Annotated in this window: 15 protein-coding genes, 1 tRNA gene and 1 riboswitch; of the genes, 8 read left to right on the top strand and 8 right to left on the bottom strand. The window is 73.1% G+C overall.

The features are described 5' to 3' along the window. Positions 1-513: 513 nt before the first annotated feature. Positions 514-1,062, bottom strand: a complete 549-nt coding sequence (locus tag E5083_RS19755) for a MarR family winged helix-turn-helix transcriptional regulator (protein WP_135787066.1) — start codon at positions 1,060-1,062, stop codon at positions 514-516. Positions 1,063-1,197: 135 nt separating this feature from the next. Between E5083_RS19755 and E5083_RS19760 the strand changes: the two genes are divergently transcribed. Further along, a complete protein-coding gene (locus E5083_RS19760) occupies positions 1,198-2,460 on the top strand; it encodes an MFS transporter (protein ID WP_208754124.1) in 1,263 nt (420 codons plus the stop codon). 73 nt (positions 2,461-2,533) lie between these two features. Here the strand turns inward: E5083_RS19760 and E5083_RS19765 are convergent, their stop codons facing one another. Next, entirely contained in the window at positions 2,534-4,162 is a 1,629-nt protein-coding gene (locus E5083_RS19765) for an ATP-binding SpoIIE family protein phosphatase (RefSeq protein WP_135787068.1), read from the bottom strand. A 131-nt stretch (positions 4,163-4,293) separates the two neighbouring features. Continuing rightward, positions 4,294-5,673, bottom strand: a complete 1,380-nt coding sequence (locus E5083_RS19770; RefSeq protein WP_135787069.1) for an NAD(P)/FAD-dependent oxidoreductase — start codon at positions 5,671-5,673, stop codon at positions 4,294-4,296. A 307-nt stretch (positions 5,674-5,980) separates the two neighbouring features. Here E5083_RS19770 and E5083_RS19775 point away from each other — a divergent pair, with 307 nt between their 5' ends. After that, on the top strand, positions 5,981-6,694 hold the full coding sequence (locus E5083_RS19775; protein ID WP_135787070.1) for a TetR/AcrR family transcriptional regulator: 714 nt from the start codon (positions 5,981-5,983) through the stop codon (positions 6,692-6,694). Positions 6,695-6,867: 173 nt separating this feature from the next. After that, positions 6,868-8,811, top strand: a complete 1,944-nt coding sequence (locus tag E5083_RS19780) for a sigma-70 family RNA polymerase sigma factor (protein WP_135787071.1) — start codon at positions 6,868-6,870, stop codon at positions 8,809-8,811. Here E5083_RS19780 and E5083_RS19785 read toward each other — a convergent pair. Continuing rightward, positions 8,808-10,895 carry an asparagine synthase-related protein gene (locus E5083_RS19785; RefSeq protein WP_135787072.1) on the bottom strand — a complete coding sequence of 696 codons (2,088 nt, stop codon included), beginning with the start codon at positions 10,893-10,895 and terminating at the stop codon, positions 8,808-8,810. The genes E5083_RS19780 and E5083_RS19785 overlap by 4 nt on opposite strands. A gap of 759 nt (positions 10,896-11,654) precedes the next feature. On the opposite strand from E5083_RS19785, the gene E5083_RS19790 reads away from it, so the two are divergent. The 4 genes from E5083_RS19790 (at position 11,655) to E5083_RS19805 (ending at position 16,628) form a co-directional block, all read left to right on the top strand. Beyond that, a complete protein-coding gene (locus E5083_RS19790; protein ID WP_135787073.1) occupies positions 11,655-13,079 on the top strand; it encodes an NsdA family TPR-like regulatory protein in 1,425 nt (474 codons plus the stop codon). Between the two features lie 70 nt (positions 13,080-13,149). Next, the gene (gene lhgO, locus E5083_RS19795; protein WP_135787494.1) at positions 13,150-14,367 is read left to right on the top strand and encodes an L-2-hydroxyglutarate oxidase; all 1,218 of its coding nucleotides are present in this window, start codon (positions 13,150-13,152) and stop codon (positions 14,365-14,367) included. Positions 14,368-14,441: 74 nt separating this feature from the next. Then, positions 14,442-15,290: a tRNA (guanosine(46)-N7)-methyltransferase TrmB gene (gene trmB, locus E5083_RS19800; protein WP_208754103.1), complete on the top strand. Its 849-nt coding sequence runs from the start codon at positions 14,442-14,444 to the stop codon at positions 15,288-15,290. A gap of 57 nt (positions 15,291-15,347) precedes the next feature. Then, entirely contained in the window at positions 15,348-16,628 is a 1,281-nt protein-coding gene (locus tag E5083_RS19805; RefSeq protein WP_244317584.1) for a PrsW family intramembrane metalloprotease, read from the top strand. Positions 16,629-16,719: 91 nt separating this feature from the next. Here E5083_RS19805 and E5083_RS19810 read toward each other — a convergent pair whose 3' ends face one another. From E5083_RS19810 to E5083_RS19825, 4 genes are all read right to left on the bottom strand, one after another. Then, positions 16,720-17,667, bottom strand: coding sequence for an aldo/keto reductase (locus tag E5083_RS19810; protein ID WP_135787074.1), 948 nt, complete (start codon positions 17,665-17,667; stop codon positions 16,720-16,722). 77 nt (positions 17,668-17,744) lie between these two features. After that, complete coding sequence (locus E5083_RS19815; RefSeq protein ID WP_135787075.1) at positions 17,745-18,785, bottom strand: M23 family metallopeptidase; 1,041 nt, start codon at positions 18,783-18,785, stop codon at positions 17,745-17,747. Positions 18,786-18,794: 9 nt separating this feature from the next. Then, a riboswitch (cyclic di-AMP (ydaO/yuaA leader) is annotated at positions 18,795-18,962 on the bottom strand. A gap of 276 nt (positions 18,963-19,238) precedes the next feature. Continuing rightward, positions 19,239-19,312: transfer RNA gene (locus E5083_RS19820), tRNA-Met, on the bottom strand. A gap of 65 nt (positions 19,313-19,377) precedes the next feature. Continuing rightward, the gene (locus E5083_RS19825) at positions 19,378-20,511 is read right to left on the bottom strand and encodes a dihydrofolate reductase family protein (RefSeq protein WP_135787076.1); all 1,134 of its coding nucleotides are present in this window, start codon (positions 20,509-20,511) and stop codon (positions 19,378-19,380) included. Positions 20,512-20,690: 179 nt separating this feature from the next. On the opposite strand from E5083_RS19825, the gene E5083_RS19830 reads away from it, so the two are divergent. Next, positions 20,691-21,314 (top strand): SCO4225 family membrane protein, encoded by a 624-nt coding sequence (locus E5083_RS19830; protein WP_135787077.1) that lies wholly within the window; start codon positions 20,691-20,693, stop codon positions 21,312-21,314. Positions 21,315-21,372: the final 58 nt, after the last annotated feature.

Raw genomic sequence — 21,372 nt, forward strand, 5'->3', positions numbered from 1 at the left:
TTTTAGCACGCTGTTGAGTTCTCAAGGAACGGTCGCTTCCTTTGTACTCACCCTCTCGGGCTTTCCTCCGGGCTTCCCTTCGGTGTTTCCGACTCTATCAGATCTTTTTCCGATCCGATTTCCTCGGCGCTTTCCAGGTTTTCGCTTTCGCGTTTCCCTTTCCGGCGGTTCCGACTCTATCAGATCCTTTCGGCGTCTGATTCCCAGTCAGAGGGGGTTGTCTTCCCGGCCCGCTGGGCCGTTCCGACGTCTCAAACCTTAGCGGATCATCCCCGGCAGTTCCTAATCGGGCCGCCGGTTCCCATTCGAATTGAATTCGGACGCGCCGAAAGCAATCCCAGGGGGATGGTCGTACTGGTTGGTGTGAGGTTGCCGCTCCAGGCGGCGAGGTGTCGCGGGGAACCGTTACGGCTCCGTGCAACCCGAAGAACTCTACGGACTCGCCGGGGGACGGGTCAAGCCCCCCTGTCAAGATTTTTTCTGCCGCACCTGTTGCCGGCCCTGGTCGGGCCGTCAGTCCAGGTCGGAGAGCCGGCCTTCGGCGTCGGGCTGGGCGTGCTCCACGCGGCGGAGGAGCCGGGTGAGGACCTCTCCCAATACGGAGCGCTCCCCGGCGGTGAGGTCCTGGAGCAGGTCCTCCTCGAAGACCGTCGCCATGCGCATCGCCTCGAGCCACTTCTCGCGGCCCTCGGTGGTCAGCTCCACGATGACCCGGACGCGGTTGGACTCGTCGCGCTCGCGGGTGACCAGGCCCTCCGTGACCATCCGGTCGATCCGGTGGGTCATGGCGGCCGGGGTGAGCCCGAGCCGCTTGGCCAGCTCGCCGGGGCCCAGCCGGTACGGGGCGCCGGAGAGCACCAGTGCCTTCAGTACTTCCCACTCCGCGTTGCTGATGCCCAGCTCGGAGGTCTGGCGGCCGTACGCCACGTTCATCCGGCGGTTCAGCCGGGACAGTGCCGACACGATCGCCTCGACCTGGGGGTCGAGGTCCTGGAACTCGCGCTGGTAGGCGGCGATCTGTTCTTCGAGTGTCGGCTCCGGGACGCCGGCGGTGTCGGCCATGGCAAGGAGTATGGCACGGGGGCTCTTTGCTTTGAAGTCCTTCGGCATGTAGTCTTTAGCTTCGAACTTTAGCTTTGAAGTCTTCACTCCTAACTTGTGGAAGAGGTGAACGTGACCAGGGCGATGGGGGCGGCGATGCCCCGCATCCACGTGGGCAACGCGCTCAGCGCGTTCGGACTCGGCTTCACGGTCCCGTATCTGTACGTCTATGTGGCGCAGGTGCGAGGACTGGGGGCCATGACGGCCGGGCTGGTGCTCGCCGTCTTCGCCGTGGCGGCGCTGATCGCGCTGCCGTTCGCCGGGCGGGCGATCGTCCGGCGCGGTCCGTTGCCCGTCCTGCTCGCTGCCCTGGTCCTGTCCGCGCTCGGCGCCCTGGGCCTGGGGCTGGCGGGCAGTGCGGTGTCCGTACTGCTGACCGCGGCCGCGCTCGGTGCCGGGCAGGCGGTGATGCAGCCCGCGCTGGCGACGATGATCGTGGACTGCTCGACCACCGCGACCCGGTCGCGGGCGTTCGCCATGCAGTTCTTCCTCCAGAACCTCGGTCTGGGCGTCGGCGGCCTCATAGGCGGCCACCTGGTCGACACGAGCCGCGCCTCGTCCTTCACCGTGCTGTTCACCATCGAGGCCACGATCTTCCTGCTGCTCGCCGTACTGATGGCGACGGTGCGGATGCCACGTGCGCCGCGCCTCACCGACCTGCCCTCCGGCTCGACCGGGGGCGGCTGGCGGCAGCTTGTGCGGAACCGGGCGATGGTGCAGCTCTGCGTGCTGGGCTTCGTGCTGTTCTTCGCCTGCTACGGCCAGTTCGAGTCCGGTCTGAGCGCCTACGGCGTCGAGGCCGCCGGGATATCCACGTCCACGCTGGGCACCGCGCTCGCCGCCAACACGCTGATGATCGTCGTCGCGCAGTTCGCCGTACTGAAGCTGGTGGAGCGGCGGCGCCGGTCGCGAGTGATCGCGGTGGTCGGTCTGATCTGGACCGTGGCCTGGCTCGCGGCGGGGTACGCCGGTCTCGGGCACGGCAGCCAGGAGATGGCCACGGCCGCGTTCGTCTCGACGTACGCGCTGTTCGGGCTCGGTGAGGCGATGCTGTCGCCGACGGTGGCGCCGCTGGTCGCCGATCTGGCGCCGGAGGGCATGGCCGGGCAGTACAACTCGGCGTTCGCGCTGGTCAAGCAGTTGGCGCTGGCGGTCGGGCCGGCCATCGGCGGGCCGCTGGGTGCCTCGCTGCACGCGCCGTACATCGTGACGTTCGCGCTGTTCTCGGTGGCGATCAGTGTGCTGGCGGTGCGGCTGGGCCGACGGCTCACGCCCGCGCAGGACCATCCGTGGGCCGCGCATGCGAAGAGCCGGGTCGTGGCGCGGGGCGGCGCGCCGGCGGAGTCGGTCAGCGCATAAGCAGTACGTAGATACGACGGAAGGGCCGGGAGCACATCACGTGCTTCCGGCCCTTCCGCATATACGCAGAGCGCTAGCGCTTGGGGAGCAGGAACTCGCACCAGACCGCCTTGCCGCCGCCCGGGGTGCGGCGGGAGCCCCAGCCCGAGGCGATGGTGGCGACGATGTCGATGCCGCGCCCGGACTCGTCGGCCGGTTCGGCGCGGCGGCGGCGCGGGAGGTGGTCGTCGCCGTCGGTGACCTCGATGATCAGGCGGCGGTCGGTGCGGCGCAGTCTCAGGCGCATGGGCGGGGTGCCGTGCTGGAGGGAGTTGGCGACGAGTTCGCTGGTGGCGAGGACGCCGAGGTCGTGGAGTTCGGTGGGGAAGCGCCAACTCGTAAGGACGCCGGAGGCGAAGGCGCGGGCGCGCGGGGCGGCCTCGACGCCGCCGAGGAGGTCCAGAGCCGCGTTGCGGAAGAGGTCGGCGGCGGGGCCGGTGCGGTGCGGGTGCTGGAGGACGAGGACGGCCACGTCGTCGTCGTGGTCGGCGGTGACGCCGGCCGAGCGGACCAGGCGGTCGCAGACGACCTGGGGCGTGCCGGTGGCGCCGGAGAGGGCGCGGGCCAGCGCGGCGATGCCCTCGTCGAGATCCTGGTCGCGCCGTTCGACCAGGCCGTCGGTGTAGAGGACGGCGGTGGCGCCGGGGCCGAGGGGGACGGAGCCGGAGGAGTGGACCCAGCCGCCGGTGCCCAGCGGGGGGCCGGTGGGTTCGTCGGCGCGCAGGACCTCGCCGTTCTCGTCGCGGACCAGGATCGGCAGGTGGCCGGCGGAGGCGTAGACCAGGCGGCCCTCGTTGGGGTCGTGGACGGCGTAGACGCAGGTGGCGATCTGGTTGGCGTCGATCTCCACGGCGAGGCCGTCGAGGAGCTGGAGGACCTCGTGCGGGGGGAGGTCAAGGCGGGCGTAGGCGCGGACGGCGGTGCGGAGCTGGCCCATGACGGCGGCGGCGCGCACGCCCCGGCCCATGACGTCGCCGATGACGAGGGCGGTGCGGCCGCCGCCGAGGGTGATGACGTCGTACCAGTCGCCGCCGACCGCGGCCTCGGTGCCGCCGGGCTGGTAGGTGGCGGCCACGCGCAGGTCGTCGGGTTCCTCGAGGTCCTGCGGGAGCAGGGAGCGCTGGAGGGTGACGGCGGTCTGGCGCTGGGTGCGCTCGCTGGCGCGCAGGCGTTCGGCGGCCTCGGCGTGGTCGGTGACGTCGGTGGCGAAGACGAGGACGCCGGCGTCCCGTTCGCCGTGTCCGGTGACCGGGGTGCAGGTGAACGTGTAGGAGCGGCCGTCGACGGCCTTGCGGGACTTCAGGGTGCGGGGTCTGCCGCTGCGCAGCACCTGGTCGAGGAGGGGGAGGAGGCCCAGCTCGGCGAGTTCGGGGAGGGTGTCGCGGGCCGGGGTGCCGGGGGCGCGGGGGCCGAAGGCGGCGGCGTAGGCGGTGTTGACGTGGGCGAGGCGGTGGTCGGGGCCGTGGACCAGGGCGACGAGGGCCGGGACGCGGTCGAGGACCTCGCGGGCGGGCAGTCCGTCGACGGCGGAGGCGGGGTGTCCGGCGCGGGCGGCGGGCACCGGGCTCTCGCTCCGCCGGTCCGGGGGGACCGTCTGCTCGGTCCGCGCTGCGGCGCGGCGCTGCGTTCCGGGGAGCCGGGCGCTCCAGCGCGTGAAGTTCACAGTGGGGAAAGCCTCGCGTGTGCAGAGGGGCGGGCTGTTGCCCGTCCGAGGATGTGGAGCAGTCTGGCAGGTGGCCGTCCGCGGCGACATCCGTCAGACGGCCGTACGGGCCGGGGAGTTCCCGGCTCCGGTCAGGACGACCCCTTCGGGGGGTCGGGGTGCCGCCGTGGGGGTTTTCCACCGGCCGCGCGTTCGAACTCGGCCCGCGGGTGTTCGAGTGAGCCGAGGGAGACGATCTCGCGTTTGAAGAGGCCCGCGAGGGCCCATTCGGCGAGCACGCGGGCCTTGCGGTTGAAGGTGGGCACGCGGCTGAGGTGGTACGCCCGGTGCAGGAGCCAGGCGGGGCGGCCGGTGAGCCTGCGGCCGTACACCTGGGCGACGCCCTTGTGCAGGCCGAGGGAGGCGACGGAGCCGAGCTGCCGGTGGGAGTAGGTGCGCAGGGGTTCGCCGCGCAGGGTGTGCACGATGTTGTCGCCGAGGACCCTGGCCTGGCGCAGCGCGTGCTGGGCGTTGGGCGCGGTGGTGGCGCCGGGCTCCGTGGCGGTGACGTCGGGTACGGCGGCGGCGTCGCCCGCGGCCCAGGCGTGCTCGGTGCCCTCGACGGCGAGCTGGGCGGTGCAGCGCAGCCTGCCGCGCGGGTCGAGGGGGAGGTCGGTGGCGGCGAGCACCGGGTGGGGTTTGACGCCGGCGGTCCAGACGACGGTGCGGGTGGGGAAGCGGCGGCCGTCGCTGAGGACGGCGACCCGGTCGGCGCAGGATTCGAGGCGGGTGTTCAGCAGCACCTGGATGTTGCGGCGGCGGAGCTGGGTGACGGTGTGGCGGCCCAGTTCGGGGCCGACCTCGGGCAGGACCCGGCCGGTGGCCTCCACCAGGACCCATTTCATGTCCTCGGGGCGGAGGTTGGCGTAGTACCGGGCGGCGTAGCGGGCCATGTCCTGGAGTTCGCCGAGGGCCTCCACCCCGGCGTAGCCGCCGCCGACGAAGACGAAGGTGAGGGCGGCGTCGCGCAGGGCGGGGTCGCGGGTGGAGGAGGCGATGTCCATCTGCTCGATGACGTGGTTGCGCAGCCCGATGGCCTCCTCGACGGTCTTGAAGCCGATGGCGTGCTCGGCGAGGCCGGGGACGGGCAGGGTGCGGGAGACGGAGCCGGGGGCGAGGACGAGTTCGTCGTACCCGAAGAGTTCGGCGGCGCGGCCGTGCTGCTCGGCGGCGAGGGTGGTGACGGCGGCGGTGCGTACGGCGTGGTCGACGGCGGTGACCTCGCCGATGACCACGCGGCACTCGGGCAGCACGCGGCGCAGGGGGACGACGACATGGCGCGGGGAGATCGAGCCGGCGGCCGCCTCGGGGAGGAACGGCTGGTACGTCATATAGGGGTCGGGGCTGACCACGGTGATCTCGATGTCACCGCGTCTGAGCTGCCGTTTCAGTTTCCGCTGGAGACGCAGGGCGGTGTACATGCCGACGTAGCCACCGCCGACGACCAGAATGCGCGCGCGTTCCTTCACCATCCCATGACGCACCCGGCGCTGGTGTTTGTCCACAGCCTTGGCAAGGTGTGTGCCCGGCGGCCGGATGTGCGGGGGTACGGAATCCGGACATAAATGGCTCGTACTCCGATCGAGGGGCGCACTGTGCGGAACCTACCCCTTCTGAATTGACTCCCGCTCAACTATGTTGCTGTGTCGACGGGGTGCGGGAGGGTCGTCGAGGGGGTCGCCGGGTGCGGGCCCGCTCAGGACCGGCGCCAGTTTTCCGCGCTTTCGGAAATCAGTGGCGGGGAGTCTCCGGGGGGAGACGTCATTACCGGGGGAAGACATGCATGTTCAGGACACGCACTGGTCGGCGGCGCCCCTCGCGTCGGCGGGACGGACGGGCGGCGGGCGTGCGGCGCCGCTGCGGGTGGACGCGCAGCGCAATCTGGAGCACGTGCTGAGGGCCGCGCGTGAGGTGTTCGGCGAGCTGGGGTACGGCGCGCCGATGGAGGACGTGGCGCGGCGGGCGCGGGTCGGTGTGGGCACGGTGTACCGGCGGTTCCCCAGCAAGGACGTGCTGGTGCGGCGGATCGCCGAGGAGGAGACCGCGCGGCTGACCGAGCAGGCGCGGACCGCGCTGGGCCAGGAGGACGAGCCGTGGTCGGCGCTCTCCCGCTTCCTGCGCACCTCGGTGGCGTCCGGCGCGGGCCGGCTGCTGCCGCCGCAGGTGCTGCGGGTCGGGGTCGCCGAGGAGGGCGGTGCTCCGGCGGCCGACGAGGCGCGGGTCCCGCAGCAGCGGTCCCAGGCCGGCGCCGGTGAGCTGCGGCTGGTGGACGGCGGCGGCGAGCCGGGTACGGCAGCGCTGCTGGACGTGGTCGGCCGGCTCGTGGAGCGCGCCCGGACGGCCGGGGAGCTGCGGGCCGACGTGTCCGTGTCCGATGTACTCCTGGTGATCGCCACGGCGGCGCCCTCGCTGCCGGACGCGGCGCAGCAGGCGGCCGCCTCCGCGCGGCTGCTCGACATCCTGCTGGAGGGACTGCGGTCCCGGCCCGCGTAGCGGCGCGCCGAACCCCCGCGCCGGGGGCGCTTGTTCGGAACTCTTTGCGGGTGGTTGGTGAAACTTCCGCTCGGATGAGTGACGGGTCGGACGAGTGGACCGGTGCCGAATGCGGCTATGGCACGCTGAGCCCGTAAAGGATTGGGCTGTGCCGGTGTCGGGGGCTTTACGCGATGGGCGTTGACGGGTGGGACGGCGCGCGCGCCGACGGTAGTAGTGGTGACGCGGAGGCCGGGGGGCTGACCTCGCCGCAGGTGCCGAGCCAGGGCGGCCGGGCCGCCTCGGGCGGCGGCGAGCGGGCGAGTCTCCCGGCCCAGCGCGAGGGCAGCGCGCTGCCGCCCCCGCCCGACGCCCCTCCCGCCGACGGCGAGCTGATCGAGCGGATGCGCGCCGGGGACGACTCGGCGTACGAGGAGCTGTACCGGCGGCACGCGGACGCGGTGCGACGCTACGCGCGTACCTGCTGCCGGGACGGGCACACCGCGGACGACCTCACGGCCGAGGTGTTCGCCCGCATGCTGCAGGCGGTGCGCGGCGGTTCGGGCCCCGAGTACGCGGTACGCGCCTATCTGCTGACCTCGGTGCGCCGGGTCGCCGCGCACTGGACGCAGTCCGCCAAGCGCGAGCAACTCGTGGACGACTTCGCGGTGTTCGCCCAACAGGCGTCCAGGGCCGCCGAGGTGGCCGACGACACCGGGGCCCTGGGTGCCTTCGGCGCCGATCTGGGGGCCGACGTACGGGCGATGCACGAGGCCGAACAGACCCTGGCCATGCAGGCGTTCCGCTCGCTGCCCGAGCGCTGGCAGGCGGTGCTCTGGCACACCGAGGTGGAGGACGAGTCGCCCAGCGAGGTGGCCGTGCTGTTCGGGCTGGACGCCAACGGCACGCGGGTGCTTGCCAGTCGGGCCCGTGAGGGGCTCAAGCAGGCGTACCTCCAGGCGCACGTCAGCGCGACCCTGGTGAACGACGAGGAGTGCGCGCGCTACGCCGACCAGCTCGGTGGCTACGCGCGTCGAAAGCTGCGCATCCGGGCCGAGCGCGGGCTGCGCAAGCACCTGGAGGAGTGCGCCAAGTGCCGGCTGGCGGCCGCGCAGATCGAGGAAGTGGCCGGGGGCATCCCGGCCGTCGTCCCGATCGCGGTCATCGGCTGGTTCGGCGCCGCCGGGTACGCCAAGGCGCTCGGTGTCATCGCCGGTGGCGCGGGCGTGGGCGCCGCGGGTGCCGCCGCAGCCGCGACCGGGTCCACCGGTGGCGGGGCGGCGGGCGGCGGCGCGGCCTCGGAAGGGCTGGGCGCGCCGGTGAAGGCCGGCATCGCCACCGGTGTGGTCGCGGTGGCGGCCGCCGCCGTGGCCCTGGCGCTGGTGAACGACAGCCAGCCCGCCAAGGAGATCGCCAAGCCGTCGCCCTCCGCGCCGGTGGTCCAGCAGACCCCGCCGCCCGCGCCGCCCCCGCCGCCGGCGAAGAAGAAGGAGCCCGCGCCGAAGCCGCCCGCCCCCGCCCCCGTCGTCCCGGTGGCGGAGAAGCCGGAGCCGAAGCCCACCCCGAAGCCGAAGCCCACGCCCACCCCGAAACCCGCCCCGAAGCCGACGCCCAAGCCGAAGCCGACCCCGACGCCCACCCCCACGCCCCCGAAGCCGACGCCCACGCCCACCCCGACCCCCACCCCTCCGCCGCCCCCGCCCCGGTCCTACGAGCTGAGCGAACTCAGCTACGACCTCACCGGCGACGGCTCCGAGCCCGAGGTGCGGCTCGGCGACAGCAGTTGGGTGTGGCAGCGGTACGGCATGTCGATCGGCGGCGAGCGCTACTCCCCCGGTGTCACGGTGCGCGGCGACTCCTCGGTGACCGTCGACCTCAACCGCGAGTGCAGCGCCTATGACGCGGTGGTCGGGGTGGACGACATGACGCTCGGCCTCGGCAAGGTCGCCTTCGCGGTGTACGCGGACGGCGCCCGCCTCTGGCAGTCCGGCACGCTCTCCGGCGGCGACCCGGCGGTACCGGTCCACGTCAACCTGGCAGGGCGCAAGACGGTACGGCTGGTGGTGGAGCCCCGCGGCACGCACTTCGACCAGGCGGCCCTGGCGGACTGGGCCAAGTCCCGGTTCTCCTGCGGCTAGCTCGGCCGGGCTCCCGCCCTCAGAGCCCCGCGCTGCGGAGCGATGCCGGCCGGTACCGCGCGGGCGCGGGCCGGGGTGCCGGTCCAGCAGGTGCCCCGGCGGGACAGCAGGCGGCCCAGCCAGAGTTCCAGGGAGACGAGGTCGGCGAGGCCGTCCAGTGGGAGGGGTTCGCCGGCGGCGGCCTCCCGGACGGCCTTGCGGACCACGCGGGCCTCGACCAGCCCGGCGTCCGCGAGCAGCGGGGTGTCGAAGAGGTCGACCAGGGAGTCGGCGGCCAGCCGCAGACCCGTGCGGGCGGCGGCGGCCGAGGAGGCGTGGGACGGGGTGCCCCAGCCGGGCGGCAGTTCGGTGACCCCGGCACCCTCCAGCACCGTGCGCAGCACGGCGGCGCGGGCACCGGGCTTGACCCGCAGGGCCTCGGGGAGGTCGCGGCAGGCGCGGACGACCTGGTTGTCGAGGAAGGGCGCGTGCAGCCGCTGCGAGCGGACCTCGGCGGCCTGTTCGAGGACGCGGAGATCGGCCGCGTGCCGGGCGAGGACGGTACGGGCGCGGAACTCGCCGGGTCTCTGTCCGGGCCCGCCGGCCGCCCGGTCGGCGCCGGTCTGCAGGAGAACCGATACTTCGGCCAGTGCTTCCCCGGTGAGCCACCGGGCGGCCGGACCGGGTCTCGCCCAGGTCAGCGCGGCGAGCGAGGCACCGACCGCCCCCTTGGGCTCGTCGAACCGCCGCCGCATCAGCCGCTCGGCCAGCGCCTCCAGACCGGTGCGGTACGGGGTACGGGACAGCCGCCGGGCGGCGCCGTACACCCGGGCGGGGACCAGGACCGAGCCGTCGGCGCGGGTGAGGGCGGCGACCGGGCGGACCAGATGGCGCCGCTGGCGGTCGAGCAGCAGGTCGGCGAGGCGGGCGGGGTGGGCGTCGAGCACCTGGCGGGCGCCGTGGCCGGTGAAGTGGTCGGCGCTGCCCGCCGCCAGCCGGGCGCGGTGCCGGGCGGCGGTGACCAGGGAGGGGCCGGGCTCGTCGGTGAGGGGGCCGTCGAGGTCGGCGTAGGGGAGGGTGTCCTCGGCGCCGGTGACCACCACGTGGTGCAGGCGGGGGTTGGCGGCGAGGGCTCCGGCGCGCTCGAGTTCGGCCTCGCGGCCGCCGACGGCCAGGTCGTTGAAGGTGACGGCGAGGAGGCGCTCGCCCGCGCCGGTGCCGTGGCCGAGGAGGGTGCCGGGCCGGCCGGGGAGCCCGGCGGCGAGGAGGGCCAGGGTGCCGGAGGCGGGGCCGCCGGAGAGGTCGGCGCCGATGCCGGGCACCGGCATGCCGCGGGCCGCCCGCCGTTCGGCCGGGCCCATGCCGGGCACCGGGCCGGGGTCGAGTCCGGGGACGTGCCGGGGTGCGGCGAGCCGGACCCGTACGGCTTCCACCAGGGCGTCCCGTACGGCGTCCACCGCGCGGTCGGGGTCTGCGGGGGGCGCGGCGACGGCGAGGGAGGCGACCGGCTCGTAGCCGACGATGTCGCGCGCTCCGGCGCGCAGCACCAGCGCGTGGCCCGGCGCGACGCGGCGTACGCCCTCGTAGGGAGTGGTGTCGCGCAGGGCGGCTGGTACCTCGGGGGCGGCGAGGAGGGCGGCGAGGTGGCCGAAGTCGAGGTTGGCCTCGGTGAGGTCGGCGAGCGGGAGGGCCGCGGTGGCGTAGGCGGTGCCGCCCTCCCAGGGGGCGTGGAACACCGGGCGGGCGCCCGCGAGGTCGCCGCAGACGGTGATGCGCCGGCCGGCCTGGACGACGGCGGTGTAGCTGCCCGGCCATGCGGTGAGGTGGCGCAGGGCGCCGCCGCGCGCGGTGAACAGGCCGCGCCGCAGCTCCTCGTCGGAGGCGCCGCAGATGCCGAGGACGGCGATGCGGTTCTCGGCGTCGGCGTGCACCACGCGGACCTCGTCGGGGCGCCAGTCGCCCACGGCCCACAGCGGATCGGGGTCGCCCCACAGCAGGTGGGAGCCGACGGGGCGCAGGGTCTCGCCGTCGTACCCGGTGGCTCCCGCGGTCTCGGCGCCGAGAGCGCGCGCGGCGGTGCTGCTCCAACCCACCAACCACCGCATCGACGCCTCCACAGGCTGTGGACCACCAGAGCACCGCACGAACCGGACCCCATGCTGCCATGAAGAACGCGCCGGGGAAGGGTGGTGGCGCCGCCTTCGAGCGAGGGAAATCACCAGGAAACACGGCGGGGCCCGGCGCGCGGCCGGGACACGGCGGGGCGCGGCGGGCAGGATGAACTCGCGTCCTGCCTGCGCGGGTTGGCGGGAGGAGGGGGCGGGGAGAGCGATGCGAATGCGCCCCGGTTCACTCCCCCACAACGCCCTTCGCGCCCTCAAGTGCCGTGGTGGGAACGGAAATACGGGCGACGGAACGACGGCTGTTTTCGGCCAATTTGGCGCCAGGGCACGGGATGTGAGCACGCTCCGTACAGGCCCTGCGGAGCGCACGGCGGCCCGGCGGGCGCGCACGGCCCGGGAGGCGGGCGTCGCCTCCCGGACCGGTCCGCCGCCCGCGGGGATGTAGGCGGCGGCGTCCCCCAGCCCACTGGACGCAAGTACAGCGGGCCGACCCACGCAGAGCCATGGAACCGCTCCCCCGGTGGCCGGACCAGAGCGCACGGACAGGCGCACGGCCACACGCGCGGGGGCACGCCGCGACGTTCCGTGCACGGTGCGTACAGGGCCGTACTCCCGTACGGACCGCAATCGCGCCATCCGGAACAATGCCCCTTAACGCTTGGGATGCGGCGAACTACGCTGTGTTTACGAATGCCGCGTGGTTATGCCAGCGGGGCAGCCGTCTGTGTCGAGGGGTGGCGCATGTCCAGGGAGCAACGCGGGCCGAACGAGAAACTCGGCACCGTTCTCGCCCTCGCGGGAATCAGCAACGCGGGCCTCGCCCGCCGGGTCAACGACCTGGGTGCGCAACGGGGTCTGACGCTCCGGTACGACAAGACCTCGGTCGCGCGCTGGGTGTCGAAGGGGATGGTGCCGCAGGGTGCGGCGCCGCATCTGATCGCGGCCGCGATCGGGCAGAAGCTCGGCCGGCCGGTGCCGCTGCACGAGATCGGTCTCGCCGACGCCGACCCCGCGCCCGAGGTGGGCCTCGCCTTCCCGCGCGACGTGGGGCAGGCGGTGCGCTCGGCGACCGACCTGTACCGCCTGGACCTGGCCGGACGCCGTGCCGGGTCGGGCGGGATCTGGCAGTCGCTGGCCGGTTCGTTCGCCGTGAGCGCCTACGCGACGCCCGCTTCCCGATGGCTGATAACCCCCGCCGACAGCTCGGTCGAACGGGAGGCGCACCCCGAGAGCGGCGCCTCCGCACCGATCAAAGTCGGCCACAGCGATGTGCAGAAGCTCCGGGAGGCCGCCGAGGACGCCAGGCGCTGGGACTCCAAGTACGGCGGCGGTGACTGGCGTTCCTCGATGGTGCCGGAGTGCCTGAGGGTGGAGGCGGCTCCGCTGCTGCTCGGCTCGTACTCCGACGAGGTGGGCCGCGCGCTGTTCGGCGCGGGGGCCGAACTGACCCGGCTGGCGGGGTGGATGGCCTTCGACACCGGCCAGCAGGAGGCGGCCCAGCGGTACTACATCCAGGCGCTGCGCCTCGCCCGCGCGGCGGCCGACGTCCCGCTCGGCGGCTACGTGCTCGCCTCCATGTCCCTCCAGGCGACCTACCGGGGCTTCGGTGACGAGGGCGTGGACCTCGCGCAGGCCGCCCTGGAGCGGAACCGGGGGCTGGCCACCGCGCGCACGATGAGCTTCTTCCGGCTGGTCGAGGCGCGGGCCCACGCGCGCGCGGGCGACGCGCACGCGGCCGGGGCCGCTCTGAAGTCGTCCGAGGGCTGGCTGGAGCGGTCCCGCGAGGGCGACAGCGACCCGACCTGGCTCGGCTTCTACGGCTACGACCGCTTCGCCGCCGACGCCGCCGAGTGCTACCGCGACCTCAAGGCACCCCGCCAGGTGCGGCGCTTCACCGAGCAGGCGCTGTCCCAGCCGACCGAGGAGTTCGTCCGCTCGCACGGGCTGCGCCTCGTGGTCTCCGCCGTGGCCGAACTGGAGTCGGGCAACCTGGACGCGGCCTGCGAGCAGGGCGTCCGCGCGGTCGAGGTGGCCGGCCGCATCTCCTCCGCCCGCACCACCGAGTACGTCAAGGACCTCCTCCACCGCCTGGAGCCCTACGGCGACGAACCCCGCGTGGTGGAACTCCGCGAACGGGCCCGCCCCCTGCTGATGGCTCCCGCGTAGCCGGCACAAGGCTGCTGTGGCGCGGTTTGAAGGCGTTGTCAGTGGCGCAGTGCACTATCGAGGCCGGGAGGTGGTGCAGGTGCGGGCGGACGCGTACGACTGCGATGTGCTGGTGGTCGGTGGCGGCATCGTCGGGCTGTCGACGGCGTACGCCCTGACGCGCGCCGCGCCGGGTACGCGGGTCACCGTGCTGGAGAAGGAGCCGGGACCGGCCCGCCACCAGACCGGCCGCAACAGCGGGGTCGTGCACAGCGGCATCTACTACCGGCCGGGCTCGCTCAAGGCGCGGTACGCGGTGCGCGGCGCCGCCGAGATGATCAAGTTCTGCGCGGAGTACGGCATCGACCACTCCGTCACCGGCAAGCTGATCGTCGCCACCGACCGCGCCGAGCTGCCCCGGCTGCACGCCCTGGTGCAGCGCGGCCGGGAGAACGGCATCCCGGTCCGCGAGCTGGGCGCCGCCCAGATCGCCGAGTACGAGCCCGAGGTGCGCGGCCTGGCCGCGATCCACGTCGGCACGACCGGCGTCTGCGACTTCACCGCCGTCGCCCGGCAGCTCGCCCGTGCCTCCGGCGCCGAGATCCGGTACGGCTCGCGGGTCGTCCGGGTGGACCGGCGCCCCGACCGGGGCGTGGCGGTGCTGACCTCGGCCGGCCAGGTGGTCCGCGCCCGCGTCCTGGTCAACTGCGCGGGCCTGTACTGCGACGAGCTGGCCCGCCTCACCGGGGACGAGCCGGGGGTGCGGATCGTGCCGTTCCGGGGCGAGTACTACGAGCTGGCCCGCCCGGAGCTGGTGCGCGGCCTGGTCTACCCGGTGCCCGACCCGGCGTTCCCCTTCCTCGGCGTCCACCTGACCAAGGGGCTCGACGGCGGGGTCCACGTCGGCCCCAACGCCGTCCCCGCGCTCGCCCGCGAGGGATACGGCTGGGGCGTCGTACGCCCGCGCGAACTGGCCGCCACCGCGGGCTGGCCCGGCGCCTGGGCCCTGGCCCGCAGACACTGGCGCTACGGCGCGGGCGAACTGCGCCGCTCCCTCTCCAGGCCCGCCTTCCTGGACGCGGTCCGCCGCCTGGTCCCCGGCGTCGAGGAACGCGACCTGGTCCGCGCCCCGGCCGGCGTCCGCGCCCAGGCGGTCACCCGCGACGGCACCCTGGTCGACGACTTCCTCATCCGCGAGGGCGCCCGCGCGGTGCATGTACTCAACGCCCCGTCCCCGGCGGCAACGGCGTCTTTGCCGATCGGCCGGGAGGTGAGCCGCCGGACACTGGAGATGCTGCGGGCGCTGTGAGGGGTTCCGTGACCGACCGCACGGCCGTCGGCGGCCGGGGGCGGGTCCGGGGAGCGCCTAAAATCGGAGGCACTGTGTCTGACTCCGTGAACACCCCCGAAGCCATCCGGCCCGCCGACGCCGAGCCGCGCAACGCGCTGCCCTCGACGCCCGGGCCGTCCGCGCGGACCTCGCGGAGCAAGGGCGAGCCCCGGTTTCCGGACGGGCCGCAGCCCGATCCCGCCGGATCGCACTTCGAGCGGCGTATCCGCAGCTTCCAGCCCCGGCGGAGCCGGGTCACGACCGGGCAGGCCGACGCGTTGGCCCGGCTGTGGCCGCAGTGGGGGCTGGACATCGACGGGCAGCGGGTGATCGACCTCGCGGAGCTGTTCGGCAACGCCAACCCCGTCGTGCTGGAGATCGGCTTCGGCATGGGTGAGGCCACCGCGCAGATGGCGGCGGCCGCTCCGGACACCAACATCCTCGCCGTCGACGTGCACACCCCCGGCCAGGGCAACCTGCTGAACCTCGCCGAGCAGGGCGGCTTGACCAACGTCCGGGTCGGCAACGGCGACGCGATCATCCTGCTGCGGGAGATGCTCACCCCCGACTCCCTCGACGGGCTCCGCGTCTACTTCCCCGACCCCTGGCCGAAGAAGCGGCACCACAAGCGGCGCCTGATCCAGCCCGAGTTCCTCACCCTGGCCGCGACCCGGCTGGCACCCGGCGCGACCGTGCACTGCGCGACGGACTGGGAGCCGTACGCCGAGCAGATGCTGGAGGTGCTGGACGCGCACCCCGACTTCGAGAACACCCGCGCCGAGGGCGGCTACGCCCCGCGCCCCGCGTTCCGCCCCCTGACCCGCTTCGAGGGCCAGGGCCTGGACAAGGGCCACGTGGTGAACGACCTCCTCTTCCACCGCGTACCGCACCCGCACCCGTAGCCCACCGGGCCGTAAAGCCCCAGGCCGTACGGTCCGCTGACCGTTAAGGTCGATGGCGTGGCCATCAGTTCTCCGTCGTACCCGCCCCACCCCGACGGCCCCCGGCCGGTCTGGTGGCGGCGGGAGTGGGTGCGGCACGGGGCGCTGGGCGGGCTGCTGGCGCTGTCCGGGCTGGTGATCCTGGCGCTGGTGCGGCGGCAGACCGGCACCGAGGGGTTCCTCGTCGGGCTGGGGCTGGCCGTGGTGCCCGTGCCCTGGCTGATAGCCGCGTTCCGCTGGCTGGACCGGGTACGGCCCGGACCCTGGCGGAACCTGCTGTTCGCCTTCGCGTGGGGAGCCTGCGCGGCGGCGCTCATCGCCATCGTCGCCAACAGCTTCGCCACCCACTGGATCGCCACCGCGACCGCCGACCCGTCCGGCGCGGACACGCTCGGCGCGACCGTGATCGCGCCGGTCGTGGAGGAGTCCGCGAAGGCCGCCGCCGTCCTGCTGGTGTTCGTCTTCCGCAGACGGGACTTCACCGGGCCGGTCGGGGGCGCGGCGATAGCCGGGGTGACCGCGACGGGGTTCGCGTTCACCGAGAACATCCTCTACCTGGGCAACGCCTTCGGCACCGACCAGTCCATCGGCACCTCGGGCATCGTCTCCGTGACCGCTGCGACGTTCTTCGTACGCGGGGTGATGTCGCCGTTCGCGCATCCCCTGTTCACCGTGTTCACCGGCATCGGCTTCGGCCTGGCCGCGCTGCCCCGCAGGCACCGGCTGCGCTGGCTCTTCCCGGTGGGCGGCCTCCTGCTCGCCATGAGCATGCACGCCCTGTGGAACGGCTCGGCCGCCTTCGGCCAGTTCGGCTTCCTCGTCGTCTACGGCGGCTTCATGGCCCCGGCGTTCGGCCTGCTGGCCTGGCTGCTGATCCGCTCCCGGCAACGCGAACTCCGCGTGGCCCGCGAGGAACTCCCCGTCTACGTCTACGCCGGCTGGCTCGCCCCCGCCGAACCCTTCGCCCTCGGCTCCCTACGCGCCCGCCGCCTGGCCCGCGACCACGCCCGCCGCCACCTGGGCGGCCGCCCGGCCGCCCGAGCAGTCGTCCACTACGAAACCACCGCCACCGAACTGGCCCTCCTCCGCCACCGAGCCCGCGCCGGCCGCATGGGCCCGGACTTCACCACCCGAGAGCACGCACTCCTGGCCACCCTGTGGCAACACCGAGCCCCCTCCCGCCCAGCCCTGGAATACGCGGCCCACGCAACGGCCCCACCCCCGTCCCCCATCACGTACTGGCAGCGCTACGGCCACCCGGCCCCGCCCTACGCGGGCTACAACCCGTACCGCACGTAGGGGGAACCATTAAGGCGCGGGGGCGAGTGCCTACCTAAAGGGGCGCGGGGAACTGCGCGACCAGCCACAACGAACCCGCACCCGCTCACCCTTATGCAGACGCCTCCGTCAACCGATCCAACTCCGCCGCAGACAACGTCAGCTCCGCCACATCCACCAACGCCGGAAGCTGATCCACGGTCCGCGCGGAAGCGATAGGCGCGGCGACAGTCGGCTGAGCAGCAAGCCAGGCCAGCGCAACCGTAGCCACAGCGGTGTCATGAGCAGAGGCCACCTCATCCAGCGCGGCCAGCACCCTCTGCCCCCGCTCGGAGTCGAGATGCTTGGCCGCAGAACTCGCCCGCGCGCTGTCCACAGTCGCCCCCGCCCGGTACTTCCCGGTCAGGAACCCGGAGGCCAGCGCGAAGTACGGCACAGCCGAAAGCCCCTCACGAGCGGCCACATCCTGCAACGGCCCCTCGTACGTGTCACGCGAGACAAGGTTGTAGTGCGGCTGGAGAGCCACATACCGCGCCAGACCCGAGCGCTCGGAGAACTCCAGCGACTCCTTCAGCCGCTCCGCACTGATGTTGGACGCCCCGATGTACCGCACCTTCCCCGCCCGCACCAGCTCGTCCAGCGCCCCGATGATCTCCTCGACGGGCACGTCGGGCTGGTCGAAGTGGGTGTAGTAGAGATCGATGTGATCGGTCCCGAGCCGCCGCAGGGAAGCATCGGCCGCGGCCTTGATGTTGGCGGCCTTCAGCCCCTTGAACTCGGGATGCTGGCTGACCTTGGTCGCGATGACGACCTGATCGCGGACCCCCCGGGCCCGCACCCACTCACCGATGATCGTCTCGGACTCCCCGCCCTGGTTGCCCTCGATCCAGGCCGAGTAGGAGTCCGCGGTGTCGATGAAGTTGCCGCCCGCGGAGCGATACGCGTCGAGGACGGCGAAGGACGTGTCCCGGTCGGCGGTCCAGCCGAACACGTTGCCGCCGAGGGCGAGCGGGAAGACCTCGAGGGAGGAGGAACCGAGCTTGCGCAGAGAAGCAGTCATACCTCTTCTCAACGATCACTCGGGCCCCGTCCATTCCGGTTCCGGGCAAGGACCCGGTCAAGCCCCGGCAGGACCCCTCAGGGGTTGAGCCCCTTGCCCCGCAGCCACGCACCGGGGTCGATACCGGTGGGCTGCCCGCCGGGGTGGACCTCCAGGTGGAGATGCGGCCCGGTGACATTGCCGGTCGCGCCGACCCGCCCGATGACCTCGCCGGTGGACACCTTCTGCCCGGCGCTGACGCTGATCGAGGACTGGTGGCAGAACCACAGCTCGGTGCCGTCGTCCAGGGTGAGGATCGTGCGGTAGCCGTACGCCCCGGCCCAGCCGGCCTCGGTGATCGTGCCGCTGTGGATCGCCTTGATCAGCGTGCCGGTGGGCGCGGCGAAGTCGAGCCCGGTGTGGTACCCGGAGGACCACATCGAGCCGGCCTGCCCGAAGGTCGAGGTGATCGTGTACGACGAGGTCGGCAGCGTGTACTGCTTGGCCAGCGCGGCGAGCCGGGCGGCCTCCGCCTTCTTCTCGGCGTCGGCCTCCGCCTTCTCCTTGGCCGCGGCGGCCTTCTCGGAGGCTTCCTTCGCGGCCTTGGCGGCGGCGTCGGCGGCCTGCTGGTCGGCCTTGGCGACGGCGGCCGCGGTGGCCCGGCTGTCGGCCTTGCTCTGCTGCCGCTCGGCCTGGGCCATGATCCGGCTGCGCAGCGCCTCGCCCGCGTCGGCGGTGGAGTCGTCGCTCGCGGCAGTGGCCGTCGCGGTGGCGACACCGGCGAGGGAGGCGGCGGGCGTCTCCGTGTGGTGGTGCCCGTCGATCAGGGAGTCCACGGAGGGCAGGTCGGGCAGCGCGAGGGACACGGGCGGCTTGCCGGTGTTGGCGCTCGCCATGCCACCGGCGCCGACGGCGGCGATGACACCGACGCCGAGGACGGTGGAGCTGCGGGCGAGTCCGCCGCCGCGCTGCTTGGCCACGCGGTGACGGCCGCGTGCGGCGGGCCCGAGGGAAACGGACTCCTCGGTGGGGTTCCACTCCTCCCACGCGCCGTCCTCGGCACGGGGGGCGCCGTAGGCAAAGGGCTCACTCGCGTCCGGCGCGAACGGGGCTTGTGGGGCAGGCCGGTTGGACGCCACGCGGGCGCACTCCTTTCCCTCCTCCGCCTACCGGGTTAGCTGACGGGTTCGGAGCAGGAAGGTCTCCTACGCGCGTAAACCCGGCGTGCTCCGAGGGCGGTGCACGGTGGGTCGGGCGCGATTCACCCCAAAGTGGTGGGTCCCCGGTTCCCTCGCGGGATTCGGCGTGTGCGCACGGCGCCGTCTCTGCTGACGGCTGTAACGACCGTGCTGCGTTATCGAACGTTAATAGACACGCGCACCGGATTCCAAGCCCGTTCAGCTTGATCGTTTGACGTTCTGACGGGGTGTAAATCGGTCAGGACTGTCACGAACAGGGCGAGTTGACTGCGCTTCAGGAGTCACAGGAGTTTTACTGGTGACTCAAAAACACCAGCCGCCCCGGAGAAAACTCGGTCCGGAAAACACTCAGGGCCGGAATCCATTTACTGGATTCCGGCCCTGAGCCTTCAGTAGCGGGGACAGGATTTGAACCTGCGACCTCTGGGTTATGAGCCCAGCGAGCTACCGAGCTGCTCCACCCCGCGTCGTTGTGTCTCAAGCATACGTCATCCGCGGGGTCCGGCGCACACACGTGGCCGTGACGTGGGCCTCAGTGCGGAAGGTGAGCGTTCGGCCGCTGTGCGAGAGCGGCGTACTCGGGCACCGTCACCACCTCCACGCCCCCGGCGGCCAGTACGCCCGAGCCGTCGGCCGCGGTGACGAAGGTGTCCGGCTCCCGCCAGGCGGTGACCACCCGGCGTACCCCCGCGTCCAGGATCAGCCCGGCGCACGGGACGGGCCGGGAGGCGCGGTGGGCGCAGGGCTCCAGGCTGCTGTAGACGGTGGCGCCGGGCAGGCGCGGGTCGGCCGGGTCCAGCTTGGCGAGCGCGGCCTCCTCGGCGTGCACCACCGGGTCGCCGCCCTCGCGGGAGTGGCCGCGCGCCAGCTCGGTGCCGTCCGCCGCGACGATCACCGCGCCGACGCTGAAGGCAGTGGCCGAGGGCGGGCAGAGCGCGGCCAGCTCGCAGGCGGTGCGCAGCCAGTGCCGGTCGGCGGCGGTGTCCAGCGGGCCGGTGCCGGGGGCGGTGGGCTCGTACCGCATCAGGACGACGTCCTCGATCCGGCGGGTGTCGGTCAGCCGCAGCCGGCCGCCCTGGTACGCGCCGGGGCCGAAGAGGCGGGGGGCGGCCGGGTCGCCGACGAAGAGCGGGGCGAGGACGAGCTGGAGTTCGTCGGCGAGGCCCTGCTGGAGGAGCTGGGTGTGCACGGTGCCGCCGCCCTCCACCATCAGCCGGCGCACCCCGCGTACGTCGTGCAGGTGCGCGAGCAGCGCCCGCCAGTCGAGCGCGGGGCCGAGCGGGACCACGTCGGCGGTGTCCCCGAGGAGGCCGGTGGCCCGCTTCGCCCCCGCGTCGGTCGTGTAGAGGAGCTTCTCCCCGCCGGAGTGCCAGAAATTGGCACTCGGGTCGAGATCGCCGGACCCGGAGACGGTCACCTTCAGCGGGTACTCCGCCCGCCCCTCGGCCACCCGCGCGGCCCTGCGCTCGGGCGAGTTGACCAGCAGCCGGGGGTTGTCGGCGCGGATGGTCCCGGCGCCGACGAGGATCGCGTCCACCGAGGCCCGTACCTCGTCCACCCGGTCGAAGTCGGCGGGGCTGGAGAGCAGCAGCCGCTCGGGGCCGGTGTCGTCCAGGTATCCGTCGAGCGAGACGGCGGCGGACAGCAGGACATGGGGGTAGGGCATCGACGCGCTCTCCGGACTCTGGGCTCTACGGATGGGCTCTACGGATGGGCTCTAGGGGCGTGCACCCCTTTGTACTCCGTACCGGTGTGCGGCTTGCCCGGGCAGGGATGAGTACGGCTACTCATCCCCGGCGCGCGGCCCGGCCCCACTGTGGGATCACCGAACAGAAGGAGATCCCGATGCCGCACGCCATCCGCCCCCGCCGCCTCTTCACCCTCGCCACCGGCAACTGGCTCTCGCGGGGCTATCTCGCGGTGCTCGCCCTCTCCGTGGTGGCCATGTTCGCCTTCCCGGAGAGCGCAGTGGGCCTGGACCCGATGACACTCACGGCGCCGCTCTCCTTCCTGGGCATGGCCTTCCCCTTCGGTCCCGGTACCGAGGGCAGCCTGGCGGTGGAGGTGCTGGCCACCGGGTTCTGGGTCGGACTGCTCCTGCTGGGCGCCCTCGGGAACGCGGCCGCGCTCGGCGCCCTCGCCTCCAGATCCGCCGACGTGCCTCCCCGGCACCGGGTGCGGGGACTGCTGGCGCCCGCCGTGGACAACTGGCTTTCGCGCGGGTACCTCGCCGTGGTCGCTGCGGCGATCGGGTTCTTCCTCTACGCCGTGTGCCTCTCCCCCGACCCCGGTTTCGCCGGAATCTGGCCGCTCATGGCCACGGCGCCCCTCAGCATCGTCGCCATCACGGTGTCCGGGCCCCTGGGGGACGGCTCGCTGAGCCTGGTCGTCTTCACCGTCGGCACCGCCCTGGCCGGCCTTGGCAACGCCGTGCTGCTCGGCAGGCTCGCGCGTGCGCTGCGGCGCTGAGACCCACGGTCAGGTATGGACCAGGGAAAAAACTGTATAAGCCAACGGATGGCATGAC

The sequence above is a fragment of the Streptomyces bauhiniae genome, from assembly GCF_004784475.1.
GTDB lineage: Bacteria > Actinomycetota > Actinomycetes > Streptomycetales > Streptomycetaceae > Streptomyces > Streptomyces seoulensis.

Bases quoted from the DNA above. Each gene is read 5' to 3' on its own strand.
- E5083_RS19755 (WP_135787066.1), bottom strand. From the start codon at position 1,062: ATGGCCGACACCGCCGGCGTCCCGGAGCCGACACTCGAAGAACAGATC.
- E5083_RS19760 (WP_208754124.1), top strand. From the start codon at position 1,198: ATGCCCCGCATCCACGTGGGCAACGCGCTCAGCGCGTTCGGACTCGGC.
- E5083_RS19770 (WP_135787069.1), bottom strand. From the start codon at position 5,673: ATGGTGAAGGAACGCGCGCGCATTCTGGTCGTCGGCGGTGGCTACGTC.
- E5083_RS19775 (WP_135787070.1), top strand. From the start codon at position 5,981: ATGCATGTTCAGGACACGCACTGGTCGGCGGCGCCCCTCGCGTCGGCG.
- E5083_RS19780 (WP_135787071.1), top strand. From the start codon at position 6,868: ATGGGCGTTGACGGGTGGGACGGCGCGCGCGCCGACGGTAGTAGTGGT.
- E5083_RS19785 (WP_135787072.1), bottom strand. From the start codon at position 10,895: ATGCGGTGGTTGGTGGGTTGGAGCAGCACCGCCGCGCGCGCTCTCGGC.
- E5083_RS19790 (WP_135787073.1), top strand. From the start codon at position 11,655: ATGTCCAGGGAGCAACGCGGGCCGAACGAGAAACTCGGCACCGTTCTC.
- E5083_RS19810 (WP_135787074.1), bottom strand. From the start codon at position 17,667: ATGACTGCTTCTCTGCGCAAGCTCGGTTCCTCCTCCCTCGAGGTCTTC.
- E5083_RS19825 (WP_135787076.1), bottom strand. From the start codon at position 20,511: ATGCCCTACCCCCATGTCCTGCTGTCCGCCGCCGTCTCGCTCGACGGA.
- E5083_RS19830 (WP_135787077.1), top strand. From the start codon at position 20,691: ATGCCGCACGCCATCCGCCCCCGCCGCCTCTTCACCCTCGCCACCGGC.